The sequence below is a fragment of the Arcobacter lacus genome, assembly GCF_003063295.1.
Lineage (GTDB): Bacteria > Campylobacterota > Campylobacteria > Campylobacterales > Arcobacteraceae > Aliarcobacter > Aliarcobacter lacus.
This window is the reverse complement of record NZ_MUXF01000019.1, coordinates 112,274-132,332: the sequence shown is the minus strand read 5'-3', so window position 1 is coordinate 132,332 and position 20,059 is coordinate 112,274. Positions and strand designations below refer to the sequence as shown.

The window sequence follows — 20,059 nt, the reverse complement described above, 5'->3', positions numbered from 1 at the left end:
AGAAGAGTGATGATAAACAAAAAAATATCTATTTTTGGAATTGTTCAAGGCGTTGGTTTTCGTCCATTTATTTATAATCTAGCTATCAAATATGATATAAAAGGTTGGGTTAAAAATGATGAAAATGGAGTAGAAATAGAAGCTTATTCTACACAAGAAAATATAGAAAATTTTATAAATGAAATCAAATCAAATCCTCCAGTTCTAGCAAAAATCACTAACATAAGAATCGAAAAAAATAACCAAATAAAAGAGTATAAAAACTTTAAAATTATTCAAAGTTCAAGCTCAAAAGATAAAACAACTATTATCTCTCCTGATATAGCAATTTGTGATGATTGTATCAAAGATATAGATGATATTGGTAACTTTAGATACAATTATAGTTTAACAAATTGTACAAATTGTGGTCCAAGATACTCAATTATTAAAACAGTTCCTTATGATAGAGCAAATACTTCTATGAATGACTTCAAATTATGTAAAAAATGTGAAGACGAATATAAAAATCCTTTAAATAGAAGATATCATGCACAACCTGTTGCTTGCGAAGATTGTGGTCCAAATATGACTTTGTATAATATAAATAATAGTATATTATCTTACAATATAAAAGCAATAGAACAAACAGCTAATTTAATCAAAGATGGATATATAATTGCAGTAAAAGGTATTGGTGGATTTCATATAGTTTGTGATGCAACAAATGATAAAGTTGTTAATAAATTAAGAGAGATTAAAAATAGACCAAATAAACCTTTTGCAGTTATGTTTAATAATATAAATAGTATTAAACAATATACAAATACAAATTATCAAGAAGAAGAGATACTTACTTCAAAAGAGAAACCAATAGTTTTAGTAAAGAAAAGACTTAATACAAATCTATCTTCATATATTGCACCAAATATTTCAAAATTAGGTTGTTTTATAGCAAATTGTGGAATTCATCATCTTTTATTTAAATATTTACAAAATCCTATCGTAGCAACAAGTGCAAATTTAAAAGATGAACCAATTATAAGGTCAAAAGATGAAATCGTCGATAAATTGGGGAATATTGTAGATTTTGTACTAGATTATAATAGAGATATTGTAAATTCTAGTGATGATAGTATTATACAAAATGTAGAAAATTATAAAATTAAACTAAGAAATGCTAGAGGATATGCTCCTACTCATATAAAAATAGAAAAAGATTTAAAAAATAAAGTTCTTTGTCTTGGTGCAAATCAAAAATCAACAATAGCTTTAGGCTTTAAAAATAATTTTATTTTATCACCTTATATTGGTGATTTAAACTCTATTTCTTCTATGGAATATTTCAATAGAACTATAAATAGTTTTAAAAACTTTTATGATTTTGTTCCTGATACTGTTGTTTGTGATCTTCATCCAAAATATGAAAGTACAAAATATGCTTTTAAATTGCTTCAAGATAACCCAAATATAAAGCTTATTCAAGTTCAACACCACTATGCTCATATTCTTTCCGTGATGGCTGAAAATGGCTTAGAAGATGAAGTTTTAGGTTTTGCTTTTGATGGAACTGGATATGGAGATGATGGAAATATCTGGGGTGGAGAAGTTTTTATTGCTTCAAGAAAAGAGTATAAACGAATAAATCATATAAAATATTTTAGGCTTTTGGGCGGTGAAATGGCTATAAAAGAGCCCAAAAGAGTTGCTTTAAGCTTATTATTTGATATTTTTACTTTAGATGAAATCCTAACTTTAGATAGTTTTGTAGTAAAAGCTTTTAGTAAAGAAGAGATAAAGACTTTATATACAATGTGGCAAAAAGGCTTAAATGCACCATTTTGTAGTTCTATTGGACGTTTATTTGATGCTATTTCTTCATTTGCAAACATTTTACATACTCAAACTTTTGAGGGAGAAACAGGGCTTTTAATAGAAGAAAATTATGATAATTCTATAAAAGATAACTATGAATATAAAATAGTAGATGAAAATATAGATATAACTACTATGATAAGGCAAATTATCGAAGATAAAGATAAAAAAGTCATCTCTTCAAAGTTCATAAATACTTTAGTAAATATCATCATAGAAATCTCAAATAAACATAAAAATTTACCAGTAGTTTTTAGTGGTGGAGTTTTTCAAAATAAAACTTTACTCGAACTTTTGATAAAAAAATTCAAAGAGCAGGGTAGAGTTTTCTATTTCAATATTGATGTTCCAACTAATGATGAGGGTATTAGTATTGGGCAACTTTATTATCAATATCAATAAATTACAAAATTTACAATAATCCTAAAAAATATCAACTTTATATAAAGAGTATTTGTTATACAAAATATATCTATTAATATAGTATAAGATTTATAAAAAATGTTATAAAAATATTTATAAAGTTCCATAAAATAGATATTTATTAAAAAAATAATTTTTTCTAGAATTATATAAAAATATTAATCAAAATTTCTAGATTATATTTATATGTAATGTATAATTATATTTGTTTGCATAATTATACAATTAAAATATAAAAGATAGATATTTTTTTAAAATTAAGTTTTTATAATGTAAAATGAACAAACGCTCACATATGTTTTTTTAAATATCTCAAACTTAAATATGTAAATGTTTACAAAATAAAATTTAATAAAAAGGATTCGCCATGCCACCTACTACTTTACAAATAATTGCTGCAGTTATTTTTGCTTTAGCAATTATTCATATCTTTTCTGTAAAATATTTTGAGCATCTTGCTCATAGAAGTACAAAACATTCTGGACTTTTTCATTTATTGGGTGAAATTGAAGTTGTTTTTGGTGCTTGGGCTTTAATTTTAATACTATTTATGTTTATATTATCAGGAAAACAAGCAACTGTTGATTATATGAATTCAAGAAGTTATATCGAAGCAATGTTTGTTTTTGTTATTATGATAATAGCTGCAACAAGACCTATTTTGCAAACAGTAGTTTTATTTGTAAAAAAACTATCTACTATTATACCAACTAAAGGTGCTACTGGATTTTATTTTATTGTTATGTTTTTTGTTCCAATTTTAGGTTCAATTATAACAGAACCAGCTTCGATGACTTTAGCTGCTCTTATTTTATCAGATAAACTGTTTTCTCAAGAGATAAGTAAAAAATTTAGATATGCAACATTGGGTACTTTATTTGTAAATGTTTCAATAGGTGGAACATTAACTAACTTTGCAGCACCTCCAATTTTAATGGTTGCAGGAACTTGGGATTGGAATACAACTTTTATGTTTACAACTTTTGGTTGGAAATCAATGGTTGCTATTTTTATAAGTACAAATTTGATGATTCTTATTTTTTATAAAGAGTTAGTAAATATCAAAATTAGAACAACAGTTTCAGATAGAGAAAATATCCCTTTTGGTATTATCTTGACTCACTATTTATTTTTATTTTTAGTTGTTTTCTTTGGACACTATCCAGCTATATTTATGAGTATATTTTTACTTTTTTTAGGAATTACTCATGCTTATCAACAATATCAAGATAGATTGATGTTAAGAGAAGGATTGTTAGTTGCATTTTTCTTAGGAGGATTAGTTATCCTAGGAGGACAACAACAATGGTGGCTTCAAGATTTAATTATGAAAATGAGTGATTTACAAGCATTTTTCGCTGCAATTACAATTGGTTCTGTTACAGATAATGCAGCAATTACATATTTAGGTTCTCTAGTTGAAGGATTAACTGATGAGTTCAAATATGCTTTAGTTGCTGGTGCTGTTTGTGGTGGAGGATTAACTGTTATTGCAAATGCACCAAATCCAGCTGGAGTTACTATTTTGAAAAGTCATTTTGAAGATAGTACAATAGATCCTTGGTATTTATTTTTAGGAGCGTTAGTTCCTACAATAATTTCAGCTTTATGTTTTTTATTTTTGTAAGATTATTTAAAAGGAAAAAATTTATATGGCATCTAATTTAGCAAAATATGCAAGAACAAATAAGAGTCTTATTGTTTTCTCAAATGCTTTTAATCATGTAGAGGCATTTAAAAAATTTTATAACATAAGAGTAAAACCAAAAGAGTTTGGTTATATAAAAATAGATAAAGACAAAATAAACTTAATAGAAGAGAGTCTTTATTGTGATTTAGTAAATGGTAAAAAAAATGAACTTATAAGAGATAGTTTATTACACTCTTGTACAAATCATGCAAGATATATTTTAACTTCATCAAGGTTTGTTATTTTTCCTACGAAATTTAGTTTTAAAAGAGTTGCAAATAGATTGTTTAATGGTTTTGTAATTCAAGGTGCAGGTGAAGTTTTATTTAAAAATGAAAATGGTCGTATAAATATTACTTGTTCGGGTGAAGCAAAAGATTTAAATATAAAAGCAAGAAAAATTGATGAAGAGATTATAAAAGAGGATTTGGAAGCTAATTTTTAAGAAGGAGTATTAATACTCCTCTTCATCTTCTGCTTCTGTATCACAACAATAGATACACTCTTCATCAAAAAATGAATATTCATCATAACAATAAAAACTCTCACAGCTTTCACATTTGAAACAATCATGTTTTTTAGAAAGTATTTGTTCTAATTCTTCTTCGTCCATATTATTAGCTTTAGCATAATCTTCAAAAAGTTTCATAGCATTTGTTGTTTTGCCTGATTTTAACTCTTTTGCTAAATCTTCTAAAGTATCTATTTCCATCTTTTTACCTTTGAATTTAATAAAAGATATATTATGTCAAAAAATGATATAATCGCGACTTAAAAAAATATAGGGTTTTAAAAAATAATGAATAATTCTCAAATCAAAACACAAAAATTTATAATCAAATATTTCACGGAAATAATGATAAAAGGTCAAACAGCAAAAAGACAGATGATTGCACAAGTTTATAACAATCTTGTATCAATCTTATCAAAAATATCACCTGAAATTAAGATAAAAAGATTCTTCGATAAAATCGAAGTTGTTTGCCCCGTTGAAGTAGTTGATAGTGTAAGAGCTAAACTTCTTGAAACTCCTGGAATTGAACAAGTTTTAGAAGCTTTACAATTTGATAATATGTATACACTTGATGATATCAAAGTAAAAGTAAATGAGATGATGAACCATGAGATAAAAGATAAAACTTTTGTCGTAAGAGCTAAAAGAACAGGTGCCCAAGAGTTTAAATCAACTGATATTGAAAAAACTGTTGGTGGATATATGTTAGCTATGAATAGTAAAGATACTAAAGGTGTAACACTAAAAAATGCTGAAGTTACTATAAATATTGAACTTGAACATGCACAGTTAAATATTATTACAAAAAAATATATGGGACTAGGTGGATTTCCAATAGGAACTCAAGGAAGTGTTATATCTTTGATGTCTGGTGGATTTGACTCAACAGTTGCTTCATATTTAACAATGAAAAGAGGAATAAAAACTCACTTTATTTTCTTTAATCTTGGTGGATTAGCACATGAAATAGGTGTAAAACAAGTAGCTTATTATTTATGGAATAAATTTGGAAGTTCTCATAGAGTTTCATTTATTAGTGTTCCTTTTGAAGATGTTGTTTCTCAAATTTTTAAAGATGTAAGTCAACCTTATATGGGTGTTATGCTAAAAAGACTTATGTTACTTGCTAGTGAAAAAATAGCTGATAGTTTAGGAATAGATGCTTTAGTAACAGGTGAAAGTGTTGCACAAGTTTCTAGTCAAACATTAAGAAATCTTGCTTTAATTGACCAATGTACAAATAAATTAGTTTTAAGACCACTTTCTATGATGAGTAAACCTGATATTATAGAAATTGCACAAAAGATAGGAACAAGAAGATTTGCTGAAGCAATGCCAGAATATTGTGGGGTAATTTCAAAAAATCCAGTAACTCATGGAAGTTATGAAAGAATGGAAAAAGAAGCAAGAGGTTTTGATTATTCTATTTTAGATGAAGCAGTTAAAAAAACATCTTTTGTAAATGTTGATGAAATAGATGAAAATGTAAGTGAAATAGGGCAAATGGAAATAATTTCTGATTTAACTGATGGAGAATATACAGTTATTGATATTAGACAAACACCTGATTGTGTAAAAACTTCTGTTGAAACTTTGAAAATTCCTTTTTATGATTTGAAAAAAGAGTTTAAAAAACTTCCTCAAGATAAAACATATCTATTTTATTGTGATAAAGGGATTATGAGCCAACTTCACGCACAATATTTAAGAGATAGTGAAGGTTATAAAAATATAAAAGTTTATAGACCATAAAAGGATTTTCAAATAGATATAGATATAATGGACAACTATGTGGTTCATTTAAGACAATTAAATAAATAATAAAGGAAAAATAGAATGAAAAAAATATTCTTAGGAATAGCTATTGTAATAATAGTTATTGGCGCTATATGTTTGGGATTGAGATCTACTGTTGATAGTAAAATTCAATCAAAAATTGAAGAGTTAAATAAAAATGGATTTGTTGTAAATCAAGAACACTCTTTTGAACACTATAAGACAGTAGGAAAAGGTAAAATAGAAGTTATTTATCCTGATAAAGTTGCTTCTTATTTATTTAGTAAAATAGAAGATGAAGATACAAAAAAATCTTTAGAAAAACAGTATAGTTTACTTGATAGAGCTACAAAAGAGAGACTTTTTGAAGGAATCACTTTTGATTATGATTTTGTTATGAATAATATCTCTTCAACACTTGATTTAAATCTATATTTAACAAATTTATCTCAAAGAACTATGTATAAATTGGAGCAAAATTATTCTTATGCTCCACAAACTAATTGGATGAAAACTCTTTTAGAAAATAAAAAAATCCATTTAAATATAGATGAAAATAAAAATTTCAAATTAGATGATATAAATATTACTATCCCAAATGACTCATTTATTACTATAAGAGGAGTTCATGGAACTGAAAATAGTATTAAAATTGCTTTATTAAAAATAGCAGATGTTTATGATGATAGTTATACAAAAGGAAGTTTATTAATAGATAATTTAGCTTTTGATTATAGTAGTCAAAAAGATAAAAAAAGTTCTAAATTAAATATTGAAAATTTAGAATTTTCAGATTATACAAATGTTGCGAATATCAAAAATCTAATTTTAGATTCTCAATCTTTACAAGATAAAGATAATATTTCAGGAAATAGTAAAATCTCTTTTGATGAGTTTAATTTAATAAAAGATGATAAATTATATCTTTCTAGCAGTTCAAAAAATATTGGATTAAACAAAACATCATTAGATATTGCTTTTGACAAAATTCCATATAAAAAATATGAAGAAATGTTAAATTCTATTTCAGATAAAGATTTTTTACAAAAATATGATGATTTTATGAAAGTAGTAGCACAAAATGGTTTCCAAGTTCTTATAAATGGAGAATCAAATAATTTTAAAATTGATGAAAATAAATATTTTAATACATTAAAATTTAACTCAACTTTTAAAATAAATCAAAAATTTGATTCAATGAATAATATAAAAAGTGTAAAAGATGTTTTTGAAGTTATAAAAGCAACTTTAGATATAGATGCTGAATCTGTTAAATCATTAACTGATTTATTAAAAGATGAAGAGTTTAAAGCAACAGATATTGAAAATAATCAAAAAAGATTTGAAATTGAGTTAAAAGATGATGGAATATATTTTAACAATAAAAAATTCTTAGATCAAAAAGATTTAGAGTTTTCATCATTGAGTTCTTTAGGTAATGCTGCTTTATCAGAAAATGGAAAAGTAGTAAGTTCTTATGAATTGGTAGATAAAAACCTTTTAAGAGTAACTTTTAAATATACTACTAACTTAAAAAATGTTACAGCTGGTGGTTTAGCAGTCTCTTTCCCTCAATTTAAAGATGCTTCAAAAATAAAAGCACACAATACAAAATCTTTTGACAAAATCGATTATTATAAAGAAGGTCAAGAAATTTATAGTGGAATGTTAGGAAAAAATGTAAAAGCTCAATATCTTATGGTTGAAGGTTGGGATACTAACTGGACTGATACAAAACAAGAAAAAGAGTTTAGTTTAGATATTGATATTTCAGAACTTAAAAAAGATAATTATGGGTATTTAGAAATAAATTTAAGAGGTGGTTCTTTAAATGAAAAAGTAGCAACTACTTCAGCTCAATATTCTGAAATTGTTCCAAATGAAAGTCAAAGTTTCACAACTGATCAGCAAAGTTATCCTGTAAATATAGCGGATATTTATTTAACTGATTTAAAATTCGAGAAAAAATAAAAATATTAAGGTTTTTTAAACCTTAATATTAAATCTCTTTAGAATGTAGTTTCATAATAGTTTTTTCAATTGCAATAAAACCAAAAGGAATTACAGAATATATAAAAAGTAAAATTCCAGTTCCTAGTTTCCATTTATACTCTCTCATAGCTTTATATAAAAAAATACAAAATAAAATAAATAAGATACCATGAGCCATTCCTACTATCTTAACAGCTATTGGTAATCCTACAAAATATTTTAATGGCATTGCAATAAATAATAAAATTAAAAATGATAATCCTTCAATAAACGAGATAGTTTTAAATCTGTCAAAATTTATATTATTCATAAATACTCCTTTTTGTGAAGATGAAGTATATTCCAGTTTGGTTTATAAAAGGTTAATATAAGAGTTTTTTTGTACAATTTTTGGTGGTTTATTTATAAATAATGAATCAAATTGCAAAATAATTAAGGATTAAATATATGAATAAAATTATAAATAAAATTTTTATTATATCTTCTATAACTACATTTTCTTACTCTTTAGATTTTACTAAACATTTAGAACTATCTTACGTTGATACAAGTGGAAATACCAACACAAGTACTTTTTCAGCAAAACTTGAAACTCTTACAAAACTTGCTGAAGGTGAAGAACTAAAAGCAAAAGCAACAGTTTTATATAGTAAAGATAATGATGAAACATCAGCAAATAAATATGATATTGAAGTTGATTATAATCATATGATAAATGAAAAACTCTATTCTTATATGGGAATAAATTATATAAATGATGAATTATCAGATTATGATTATAGATTAAATATAGGTCCTGGATTTGGATACAAATTTATAAATGATGATATTCAAACTTTAGATATTCAAGCTGGATTGGATTATGCTTTTGATAAGTATGAAAATGGGAAAAAAGATGAATATATCGCTCCAAGAACAGAGACAAATTATAGATATAGAATAAATGACAATATGCAGTTCAAACAAATGTTAAGCTTCTTAATATCTTCAGAAGATAGTGAAAAATACTTCTTTACAAGTGAATCTAGTCTAAATCTAAAAATGATAGAAAATATCTCTTTAGGAATTAGTTATAGAATAGATTATGTAAATCAAACAGAAAAAGAAAATACTGATAGAAAGTTTTTAACTTCATTGATTATAGATTTTTAAAAAGCAATAATATATTTTAACTAAATTTTAAAGAGGAAGAAAATTGAATTACAGCAAGATTATTTTTGCACTTTTAGTGCTTTATATTTTAGCAGATATGGCAAATACATATTTTATTAAGTAAGTATTTTTACTTACTTAATTTTACTTTTTTTGCCACTTTTGAAAATATTGGTACTACTAAAACAACAATATATCCAACTATTGCTCCCAATAGTATTTCACTAAAAAATCCACCAAGAGGAACAGCTTTTAAAGTTTCACTAAATGAGCTTAAAATATGTGTTTCATGTGCTATTATTCCTCCACCAACAGCAAGCATAGCAATAGTTCCTAAAACACCAATAACTTTTATAATATATGGCATAGCTTTTACAAAACCATCTCCAATTTTTTGTAAGATTTCACTTCTTTTTTCTTGTAAATAAAAACCTATATCATCAAGTTTTATGATAAATGCAACTATTCCATATACAAAAATAGTTGTCAAAATCCCAACACTAATTAGAACAAAAAGTTTAGTTAAAAAATCACTATTATCAAGTAAACTTAAACTAATTACAATAATCTCAAAAGATAAAATAAAGTCTGTTTTTATAGCACTTTTTACTTTTTCATCTTCAAAGTTTTCATTTGAACTCTCTTTTTTATTGTTATCTTCTTTATGTTCTTCATGATGAAAAAACTTTTCTAAGATACTCTCAACTCCTTCATAAGCTAAATATGCTCCTCCGATGATTAAAATGGGAGCTATTGCCCAAGGCGCTAGATAACTTAAAAGTAAAACAATAGGAATAATGATAAATTTATTTATAAAACTTCCTTTTGCAATTTTATAAACAATTGGAAGCTCTCTAAGTGCTGCTTTTCTTTTTGCTTCAAGCATTGCTACATTTCTTATATGTTCTAATTCTAAAATAATTTCTTGTTGAGTTTTTGTATCTAGTTTTTTTATATTTTCTTCAAATTCTTCAACTGATTTTGCTTTTTCTAGCTCTTTTTTTAGGATTTCTGAAGTTGTTTCATTTGTAAAATTTGCAATTGCTGCGAGGTCATCAACTAAAAGACCACTTGATTTTATGCTTGCAAGTTTTGTATAAGTTGCAATATCATCAAAAAGTAGCCCAATATCATCTAGTGAAGTAGCAAGAGATTTTGCAGTTGTTGCCATGGTTTTTCCAGCAAGTGATCCAATATCATCAGCTAAAATAGATAAATAGCCCAATATTCCAGCCATTAAAATCCTTTTTATAATTTTTTAAAATGAAATAATAGTAAATCTTAACTAAATTATAAAAATGTATAGAAAATATACATAAAGAGTATTTATCTTTTATTCAAATATTTTTATAATACATTTATCAAACATGTCAGAGGCAATTTCGCCTCTTAAAGAACTGCAAAGATGGCTAGGGTTCCGAACTTTTTAAGTTGACTGGTCCGAGAGCTATCGACTCTTAAATAAGAGTTACACGGAGGGATAAAAGCCCGGGAGGTGAAAACCTCTTACGTGTTTAATTTTATTTAGGAGTAATACATGAAACTTTCGATTTCAAAAATCTTTAAACTATTGTCATTGGCTGTTCTATTTTTAGGATTAACATCAACTTCACTTTTTGCTGGAACAAAAAAAGATTTCAAAGTTGCTTGGAGTATCTATGTTGGTTGGATGCCTTGGGATGTTATTGAATCTCAAAAAATCATGGATAAATGGGCAAAAAAATATGGAATTAATGTGCAAATAGTTCAAATAAATGATTATATTGAATCAATCAATCAATATAGTTCAGGTGAATTTGATGCTTGTACTATGGCAAATACGGATGCTTTAGGAATTCCTGCTGCTGGTGGAGTTGATTCAACTGCTTTAATCATTGGAGATTATTCAAATGGAAATGATGCTGTTATTTCTAAAACTGCAAAATCAATCAAAGATTTAAAAGGAACAAATATAAATCTTGTTGAATTATCAATCTCTCACTATTTATTAGCAAGAGCTTTAGAGAAAAATGGTTTGAGTGAAAAAGATATAAAGGTTGTAAATACAAGTGATGCTGATATGGTTTCTGCTTATACAACTGCTGATGTTTCAAGTGTAGTTACTTGGAAACCACAAGTGAGTGAAATTCAAAAAATGCCAAAAGCTAATACTATTTTTGATAGTTCAAAAATCCCTGGTGAGATTATAGATTTAACTGTAGTTAATACTCAAACTTTAAAAGAAAATCCAGAGTTTGGAAAAGCATTAGTTGGTGCTTGGTATGAAATGATGAGTTTAATGACTTCTAATTCAAAAGAATCAATAGAAGCTAAAACAATTATGGCAAAAGCTTCTGGAACTGATTTAGCTGGATTTGAAGACCAACTAAAAACTACAAATATGTATTACACACCAGTAGAAGCTGTAAAATTTAATAATAGTGATGAAATAGTAAAAACTATGGAGTTTGTTGCTAAATTCTCATTTGAACATGGTTTATATGGCGAAGGTGCAAGTGATTATGGTTTTGTAGGAATTGAGTTTCCAAATGGAAAAGTTATTGGAGATAAAGGAAACATCAAACTTAGATTTAATGATAGTTTCATGAAAATGGCTAGTGAGGGAAAACTTTAATTTTAGGGAAAGAATATGAAAAGGTTAATAAATGAAATCCCATCAAAGACAGCAAATCTATTTCTGGGATTATTACCTTTTTTATTAATTGCAATAGTTTATTTAAGTTTTTCAAATGCTAGACTTGCTGAAAATCCAAATGATAAATTGTTGCCATCAATAGAAAAATGTATTGATAGTATGAGCAAATTGGCTTTCGAAGAGGATAAAAGAACTGGAAGTTATATCCTTTATGATGACACAGTTGCAAGTTTAAAAAGATTGGCTTTAGGTGTAGGAATTAGTGCAGTTATTGCTTTGGTTGTTGGTATTTCTATAGGAGTTATTCCTATGATTACTTCAACTTTATCACCACTTATTTGGTTTTTTTCACTAATACCTACAATGGCAATTTTACCGATACTTTTTATAGTATTTGGTTTAGGTGAGATTTCAAAAGTAGTTTTGATTATTTTGGGAATTACACCAATTATGATAAGAGATATTTATCAAAGAGTAAAAGAGATACCAAGTGAACAAATCATAAAAGTTCAAACTTTGGGAGCTAATACTTGGCAAATAATTACAAGAGTTGTAACTCCTCAAATATTTCCAAGATTAATTGATTCAATTAGATTGACTTTAGGAACTGCTTGGATATTTTTGATTTCAGCTGAAGCGATTGCTGCAACTGAAGGTTTAGGTTATAGAATATTTTTAGTACGAAGATATCTAGCTATGGATGTGATTTTACCTTATGTTGTATGGATTACACTATTAGCATTTTTAATAGATTTTGTTTTAAGAAAATTTAATCAAAAACTATTTCCTTGGTTTGGTAAGGAGTGATAATGAGTTTAATTAAAGCAAAAAATATTTGGAAAAATTATGGTGAAAATATAATCTTAGAAAGAGTAAATTTTTCTATGAATAGTGGCGAGTTTTGTACTTTGGTTGGACCATCAGGTTGTGGTAAAAGTACATTTTTAAGAATGTTACTTGGAATTGAAGAACCATCGCGAGGTGAGCTACTTTTTGAAGATAAAGAGTATCCAAAAGAGCCAAGTGATGATAGAGGAATAGTGTTTCAAAGATATTCAACATTAAATCATCTAAATGTGATTGATAATGTGATTATTGGTTTAGAGTTTAAAAACTCTCCATTTTTGGGAAAACTTTTTGGAAAAGCAAAAAAAGAGGCTTATGAAAAAGCTGATGAGATTTTAAAAGCAGTTGGTTTATACCATTCAAGAACTAAATATCCACATGAGTTAAGTGGTGGAATGAAACAAAGATTGTCTATTGCTCAATCACTTGTAAAAGAGCCAAAACTTTTACTTTTAGATGAGCCATTTGGTGCTCTTGATCCTGGAATTAGTAAAGATATGCATGAATTACTTTTGGATATTCACTCAAAATTAAACTTTGGAGTTGTGATGGTAACTCATGATATTAGTGAAGCTTTTAAATTAGGAACAAGAGTTTTGGTATTTGACAAAATAAAAGTTGACGAGGATTTTCCAAATAGATATGGGTCAACAATAGTAAATGATATAGATTCGAGTAAAAGAGATACGAGTATCTCTCTTTAGGGTTTGCTACTTTAGCTGTAATTTATTACAGCGTTAAAAGTAGTTTATAAATGAGTAGGTTCCTTTTCAAAATGGAACATTTTTAAAGGATGAAAAGATGATAAAAAGTGATAAAGTTGTTTTAAACGAAATTTTCCCTTCAAGTGTGAAATGGTCAAAAATCGTTAAAAGAGGGCAAACAATACAACTAAAAGCAAAAGGTGACAATGCAAGTTTAAGTGCAATGTTTTACAACGCTTCAAATGTAGCAGAGAGATTTAATAGTGCAGATACAGTAAAAATCCAATGGAATGCTTTTTTAGGAAAAGAAAAAGTTCTATTTTCAGAAATGGGAAGAGTTTTATTTGCAATTACAGAAGATTCTACTGATGGTTTATTTGATATTTTAGGTGGAATTTCAAATGAAAGAACTATCAAAGAGAACTTTGGAGGTGAAGCAACTTATCAAAGTTGTAGAAATGGTTATTATAAAAGTGATAAAGAAAACTTTTTAATTGAACTTGGAAAATATGGAATGACAAAAAAAGATTTAATTCCTGCACTGAATCTATTTAGAAAAGTTGATGTTAAAGAGGGTTCAAAACTTGTATTAAGTGATAGATGTGCAAAAGAGAATGATTTTATTGAATTAACAGCACACATGGATGTTTTACTTGTATTATCAAATACACCACATGCTATGGATAAAAGTGGAGTTTATGAGCCAAGCGATATTGAAATTACTATTTTTGATGCAGTTGAGTTTAAAGATGAAGATTATAAAACTTATAGTGATGAAGCAAAAAGAGGCTTCATAAATACTAACAGATATTTTGTTTAAGGATTAAAAGATGTCAAAAGATACAAAAAACGCAATTTATAATGAAAAATTACCATCAGGACTTCCATGGGCAGGTGTTATAAAAAAAGGACAAACTTTTAGAATCGTTGATTTAGAAGGATGCCAAGCTGTTGATACACTTTTTTATAATAATGACAATTTAAATGATAGATATAGTGCAAATGATACTATTAGAGAACAAGGAAGTATTTTTATAACAACTGGAACAAAACTTATTTCAACTGATGATAATGTTTTAATGGAAATAACGCAAGATTCTTGTGGAAATCACGATACTTTAGGTGGGCATTGTAGTGCTGAGAGTAATAGTGTTAGATTTGGTTTAGATAAAAAATATATGCACTCTTGTAGAGATAATTACTTAACAATTGTAGCACAACTTGAAATGAGTCCAAAAGATATTACAAATAATATTAACTTTTTTATGAATGTACCAGTAGAGGAAAATGGACATTTAGCAATAGTTGATGGTATTTCAAAACCAGGAGATTATGTGGAAATGGTGGCACACATGGATACTTTAGTTTTAATATCAAATTGCCCCCAATTAAACAATCCATGCAATGGATATAACCCAACTCCAATACAATTAATCATTTGGGATTAATTTTAGTTAAAAGCCCAAAAGAGCTAATCTTTTTATCTTATTAGACGACTTATAAGATATATTCATTTGGGACGGCCCAAAATTATACTTCAAGGATATAAAGTGTTTAAAAGAGTATTAATTGCAAATAGAGCTGAGATTGCAAATAGAGTAATTAGAACTTTAAAAAAGATGGATATTGAATCAGTTGCAATTTATAGTGAGGCAGATAAACATGCTTCATTTGTACGAAATGCAAATATTAGTGTACAACTTCATGGAACTACACTAGAAGAGACTTATCTAAACTATAAAAAAATTATTGAGATTTGTAAAGAGTATAATGTTGATGCTATTCATCCAGGATATGGGTTTTTAAGTGAAAATGTAAATTTTGTAAAAGAGTGTGAAAAAAACGGTATTGTTTTTATAGGACCAACTTCTAAACAAATAGAGGATTTTGGATTAAAACATACTGCACGAGATATTGCAAAAGCAAATAATGTACCGCTTCTTGAGGGAAGTGAACTTCTTACTAGTTTAGAAATGGCAAAAGAGATTGCAAACTCTATTTCATATCCAGTTATGTTAAAAAGTACTGCTGGTGGTGGTGGAATAGGAATGAAACTTTGCTTTAGTGAAGAGGAGCTGGTTGCTGCTTATGAAAGTGTTATAAAACTAGCTACTTCAAACTTTAGTAATGGTGGAGTTTTTTTAGAAAAATATATCGAAACTGCACGTCATATTGAAGTTCAGATTTTTGGTGATGGAAATGGAAATGTAAAAACTTTAGGTGAGAGAGATTGTTCAATTCAAAGAAGAAACCAAAAAGTTATAGAAGAAACTCCTGCTCCAAATATCAGTGATGAGTTAAGAAGTGAACTGTTTGAAGCTTCAAGAAAATTAGCACTTGCAGTAAACTATAAAAGTGCTGGAACTGTTGAGTATATCTATGATACAAAAACAAATAAATTTTATTTTTTAGAAGTAAATACAAGATTACAAGTTGAACATGGAATTACTGAAGAGGTTTGTGGAGTTGATTTAGTTGAGTGGATGATAAAAATAGCGTATGGCGATAATAAACCACTACTTGATTATGTACATAATCCAAAAGGTCATGCAATACAACTAAGAGTTTATGCAGAAGATGCAAGTAAAAATTTCCAACCAAGTACTGGACTAATTTCTAAAGTAGAGTTCCCAAAAAATCTTAGAATTGATACTTGGATTGAAGATGGATGTGAAGTTAGTCCATTTTATGACCCACTTTTAGCAAAATTAATCTCTTATGGAGAAAATAGAGAAGAAAATTTAGCAAAACTACAAGAGGTTTTAAAAACTTCAAAAATCTATGGAATTGAATCAAATCTTTCATACTTGCAAACTATTTTAAAACAAGACTTTTTTGTAAATTCAAGCTTTTATACAAAAGTTTTAGAAAAGTTAGAATACAAACCTTTTAAAGTTGATATTTTAAAATCAGGAACATTAACTACTATTCAAGACTATCCAGCACGTCAAAATTTTTGGGCAGTTGGTATTCCGCCATCTGGTGCAATGGATAATCTAACACCAAGACTTTTAAATCATCTATTAAAAAATGATGAAAAAGCTGCTTTTATAGAGATGACTTTTATAGGAGCAACTTTTAAATTTAGAAACTCTACAACTATTGCTTTTGGTGGAGCCAATATGCAAGTTACACTAAATGGAAATAGTGTAGAGATGTATAAAGTTATAAACGTAAGTGCAAATGATATTTTAGAGTTTAAAAAAGTTGTTGGAAATGGAAATAGAACTTATCTAGCTATAAAAGGTGGATTTGATGTGGCTTCATATCTTGGAAGTGCTTCAACATTTACTTTAGGTGAGTTTGGTGGACATGGAGGTCGAGCTTTAAAAGCAGGGGATGTATTAAACTATTTTGAAACAAATGATGAGGTTTATGAAGAATTAGTAAATAAAATCGATTTAGTAAATGAGTGGGAAATTGGTGTTGTTTATGGACCACATGGAAGCCCTGATTTTTTTACAAATGAAGATATAAAAGAGTTTTTTGCTACTTCTTGGGAAGTTCACTTTAATTCAAGCCGAACAGGAGTTAGACTAATAGGACCAACTCCAAAATGGGCAAGAAATGATGGAGGAGAAGCTGGACTTCATCCTTCAAATATACATGACAATGCTTATGCTTTTGGAACAATAGATTTTACAGGAGATATGCCAGTTATTTTAGGACCTGATGGTCCAAGTCTTGGTGGATTTGTTTGTCCAGCTACGATAATTTCTTGTGAATTACATAAAATTGGTCAGCTTAAAACTGGTGATAAAATAAGATTTAAACCAGTTAGTTTAGAAAATGCAGATTTGATGAATAAAGCTTATGAAAAAGCTATTAAAACAAATTCTGTTTTACCAAAACTAGAAGATTTTATAATAGATTTTGATGAAGAGAAAGCAACACCAATTATTGAAACTATAAAATATAAAGAGTTAGATTTAGATATTGTTATTAGAAGTGCTGGAAATGAGTTTATTTTAGTTGAAGCTGGAGAGTTAAAACTAGATATTGAACTTAGATTTTTTATCCATGCTTTAATGAGTTATATTGAAGATAAAAACTTAAATTCAATTATTGATTTAACTCCAGGAATTAGAAGTTTACAAATACATTTTAACTCTTTAGATATAAGTAGAAGCAAGATTTTAGAGCTTGTAAAAGAGGCGATAAAATCTTTAAAAAATATTGAAGATTTAGAAGTTGAATCAAGAACAGTTTATTTACCACTTTCTTGGAATGACCCTTCAATTCAACTAGCAATTGACAAATATCAACAAGGGGTGCGACCAAATGCACCTTGGTGTCCTTCAAATATTGATTTTATTAGAAGAATAAATGGTTTAAAAGGTGTGGATGAAGTTCAAAAAATCATCTTAGATGCTTCCTATTTAGTTATGGGATTAGGTGATGTTTATTTAGGAGCTCCAGTTGCAACTCCACTAAATCCAGCTCATAGAATGGTTACAACAAAATATAATCCAGCACGAACTTGGACAGCTCAAAACTCTGTTGGAATTGGTGGGGCTTATATGTGTGTTTATGGTATGGAAGGACCAGGAGGTTATCAACTTTTTGGAAGAACTTTACAAATGTGGAACACATATAGAACTACAAATGAGTTTAGTAAACCTTGGTTATTAAGATTTTTTGATCAAGTTAAATTTTATTTGGTTTCAAGTGATGAGTTACATGAGATTAGAGAGAAGTTTTTATATGGAAAATATCCTTTAAAAATTGAAAATGGAACTTTCAAATTAAAAGAGTATAAAGAGTTTTTAGAAAACAACAAAAAAGAGCACACAACTTTCCAATCAATGCGAAAACAAGCCTTTGAAGATGAAAGATTGATGTGGAAAGAAAAAGGGCTTGATAAGTTTAATGTTCAAGCTGAAGTTATTGAAGCTAAAGATGAAATCATTCTAAATGAAAATGAAGAAGCAGTTGAATCAATCATGTCTGGAAATATTTGGAAAATAGAGGTAGAAGTTGGTGATAAGGTAAAAGCTGGTGAAGTTTTAGTTATTTTGGAATCAATGAAAATGGAAGTAGATATTGAGACAAATATAAGTGGAACAGTAGAGAAAATTCTTTTCAAAGAGGGTGATAATATAAATTCTGGAGATGTTTTAATAATAATCAAAAAGGATGAAAAATGAATCTAAATATAAAAGATTTAAAAGCAAAATATTTAAGTGGTGAAACTACAGTAAAAGAGGTAATTTCATCTGTTTTTTCAAAAATAGAACAAACAAGAGATTATAATATTTGGATTTATACTTTAAATGAAGAAGAATTAAGCCCATATTTAAAAAATTTGGAAAATAAAAGTCCTAAAGATTTGCCACTTTATGGTATTCCTTTTGCTATAAAAGATAATATTGATTTAGTTGGTATTCCAACAACTGCTGCTTGTCCTGAGTTTTCTTATATCCCAAAAAAATCAGCTTTTGTGGTTGAAAAGTTAATAGAGGCGGGTGCAATTCCAATAGGAAAAACAAATCTTGACCAATTTGCAACGGGACTTGTGGGAACTAGAAGTCCTTATGGAGAGTGTAAAAACTCAATAAATAAAGAGTATATATCAGGTGGTTCAAGCTCAGGAAGTGCTGTTGCCGTTGCTCTTGAAATGGCTAGTTTTTCTCTTGGAACAGATACAGCAGGAAGTGGAAGAGTTCCAGCAGCTTTTAATAATCTAATAGGATTAAAAGCTACAAAAGGAGTTCTTAGTACTAGTGGTGTAGTTCCCGCTTGTAGAAGTTTGGATTGTGTGACAGTATTTGCAAAAGAACTTGATAGTATCAAAGAGGTATTTGAAATAGTAAATGCTTATGATGAAGAGGATATTTATAGTAGAGTTTATGAAAAAGTGGAGTATGAAGAAAAAGCAAAATTCTCTTTTGCTATTCCAAAAAAAGAGCAACTAAAATTCTTTGGTGATGAGGAAGCAAAAAAACTATTTGAAGAAGCTGTTAAAAAGTTTGAATCACTTGGTGGAAAGGCTTTTGAGATTGATTATGAACCATTTAATGAAAGTGCAAATTTACTTTATAGTGGACCTTGGGTAGTTGAGAGATTTATAGCTATAAAAGATGTTATTACAAAAACTCCCCAAATTGTTGAGCCAACAGTTAGAAAAATTATAAGTGGTGGCGAAAATATAAATGCTATCAACTATTTTGAATCAGAATATATCTTGAAAAAGAATAGAAAAAAAGCTGAGAAGTTGTTTGATGAGTTTGAATTTATGCTAACACCAACAACGGGAACGATTTATAAAATAGAAGAAGTAAACAACAATCCAATAGAGTTAAATACAAATCTTGGATATTACACAAACTATATGAATCTACTTGATTTATCTGCTATTGCAGTTCCTACTGGAAATAGAGCAAATGGTTTACCTTTTGGAGTTACTGTTGTAGCAAAAAACTTTGAAGAAGAAAAACTATTAAGTTACGCTTCAAAATACTTAGGAGTTTAAG

The 20,059-nt window shown here is 27.7% G+C and carries 16 protein-coding genes and 1 riboswitch; of the genes, 13 read left to right on the top strand and 3 right to left on the bottom strand.

Translation table 11 applies throughout. The annotated features are described in order from the left end of the window. Positions 1–9: 9 nt before the first annotated feature. The 3 genes from hypF (at position 10) to B0175_RS09420 (ending at position 4,412) form a co-directional block, all read left to right on the top strand. A complete protein-coding gene (hypF, locus tag B0175_RS09430) occupies positions 10–2,256 on the top strand; it encodes a carbamoyltransferase HypF (RefSeq protein WP_108528325.1) in 2,247 nt (748 codons plus the stop codon). Positions 2,257–2,644: 388 nt separating this feature from the next. Next, positions 2,645–3,904, top strand: coding sequence for a putative Na+/H+ antiporter (locus tag B0175_RS09425; RefSeq protein ID WP_108528324.1), 1,260 nt, complete (start codon positions 2,645–2,647; stop codon positions 3,902–3,904). Between the two features lie 25 nt (positions 3,905–3,929). Further along, a complete protein-coding gene (locus B0175_RS09420) occupies positions 3,930–4,412 on the top strand; it encodes a hypothetical protein (protein WP_108528323.1) in 483 nt (160 codons plus the stop codon). 9 nt (positions 4,413–4,421) lie between these two features. On the opposite strand, the gene B0175_RS09415 is transcribed toward B0175_RS09420, so the two are convergent. Further along, entirely contained in the window at positions 4,422–4,679 is a 258-nt protein-coding gene (locus tag B0175_RS09415; RefSeq protein WP_004509651.1) for a hypothetical protein, read from the bottom strand. An 87-nt stretch (positions 4,680–4,766) separates the two neighbouring features. On the opposite strand from B0175_RS09415, the gene thiI reads away from it, so the two are divergent. Next, positions 4,767–6,233 carry a tRNA uracil 4-sulfurtransferase ThiI gene (thiI, locus tag B0175_RS09410; protein WP_108528322.1) on the top strand — a complete coding sequence of 489 codons (1,467 nt, stop codon included), beginning with the start codon at positions 4,767–4,769 and terminating at the stop codon, positions 6,231–6,233. Between the two features lie 84 nt (positions 6,234–6,317). After that, positions 6,318–8,228, top strand: a complete 1,911-nt coding sequence (locus tag B0175_RS09405; RefSeq protein WP_108528321.1) for a hypothetical protein — start codon at positions 6,318–6,320, stop codon at positions 8,226–8,228. 28 nt (positions 8,229–8,256) lie between these two features. On the opposite strand, the gene B0175_RS09400 is transcribed toward B0175_RS09405, so the two are convergent. Further along, positions 8,257–8,559: a DUF3817 domain-containing protein gene (locus tag B0175_RS09400; protein ID WP_108528320.1), complete on the bottom strand. Its 303-nt coding sequence runs from the start codon at positions 8,557–8,559 to the stop codon at positions 8,257–8,259. A gap of 137 nt (positions 8,560–8,696) precedes the next feature. On the opposite strand from B0175_RS09400, the gene B0175_RS09395 reads away from it, so the two are divergent. Continuing rightward, positions 8,697–9,401, top strand: coding sequence for a DUF481 domain-containing protein (locus B0175_RS09395; protein WP_020848131.1), 705 nt, complete (start codon positions 8,697–8,699; stop codon positions 9,399–9,401). Positions 9,402–9,531: 130 nt separating this feature from the next. On the opposite strand, the gene B0175_RS09390 is transcribed toward B0175_RS09395, so the two are convergent. Beyond that, positions 9,532–10,638, bottom strand: a complete 1,107-nt coding sequence (locus B0175_RS09390; RefSeq protein WP_108528319.1) for a DUF808 family protein — start codon at positions 10,636–10,638, stop codon at positions 9,532–9,534. 161 nt (positions 10,639–10,799) lie between these two features. Beyond that, positions 10,800–10,898: riboswitch (guanidine-I (ykkC/yxkD leader) on the top strand. Positions 10,899–10,938: 40 nt separating this feature from the next. Here B0175_RS09390 and B0175_RS09385 point away from each other — a divergent pair. The 7 genes from B0175_RS09385 (at position 10,939) to atzF (ending at position 20,058) form a co-directional block, all read left to right on the top strand. After that, entirely contained in the window at positions 10,939–12,015 is a 1,077-nt protein-coding gene (locus tag B0175_RS09385) for a putative urea ABC transporter substrate-binding protein (RefSeq protein ID WP_108528318.1), read from the top strand. A 15-nt stretch (positions 12,016–12,030) separates the two neighbouring features. Then, entirely contained in the window at positions 12,031–12,843 is an 813-nt protein-coding gene (locus B0175_RS09380) for an ABC transporter permease (protein ID WP_020848128.1), read from the top strand. Positions 12,844–12,845: 2 nt separating this feature from the next. After that, positions 12,846–13,586, top strand: coding sequence for an ABC transporter ATP-binding protein (locus B0175_RS09375; protein ID WP_108528317.1), 741 nt, complete (start codon positions 12,846–12,848; stop codon positions 13,584–13,586). Between the two features lie 97 nt (positions 13,587–13,683). After that, positions 13,684–14,406, top strand: a complete 723-nt coding sequence (locus B0175_RS09370) for an urea amidolyase associated protein UAAP1 (RefSeq protein ID WP_210004338.1) — start codon at positions 13,684–13,686, stop codon at positions 14,404–14,406. A gap of 10 nt (positions 14,407–14,416) precedes the next feature. Beyond that, on the top strand, positions 14,417–15,034 hold the full coding sequence (locus B0175_RS09365) for an urea amidolyase associated protein UAAP2 (RefSeq protein WP_108528316.1): 618 nt from the start codon (positions 14,417–14,419) through the stop codon (positions 15,032–15,034). Positions 15,035–15,136: 102 nt separating this feature from the next. Next, complete coding sequence (gene uca, locus B0175_RS09360; RefSeq protein WP_108528315.1) at positions 15,137–18,733, top strand: urea carboxylase; 3,597 nt, start codon at positions 15,137–15,139, stop codon at positions 18,731–18,733. Continuing rightward, positions 18,730–20,058, top strand: coding sequence for an allophanate hydrolase (atzF, locus tag B0175_RS09355; RefSeq protein ID WP_108528314.1), 1,329 nt, complete (start codon positions 18,730–18,732; stop codon positions 20,056–20,058). The genes uca and atzF overlap by 4 nt, the downstream gene beginning before the upstream one ends. The last annotated feature ends 1 nt before the right edge of the window (position 20,059 follow it).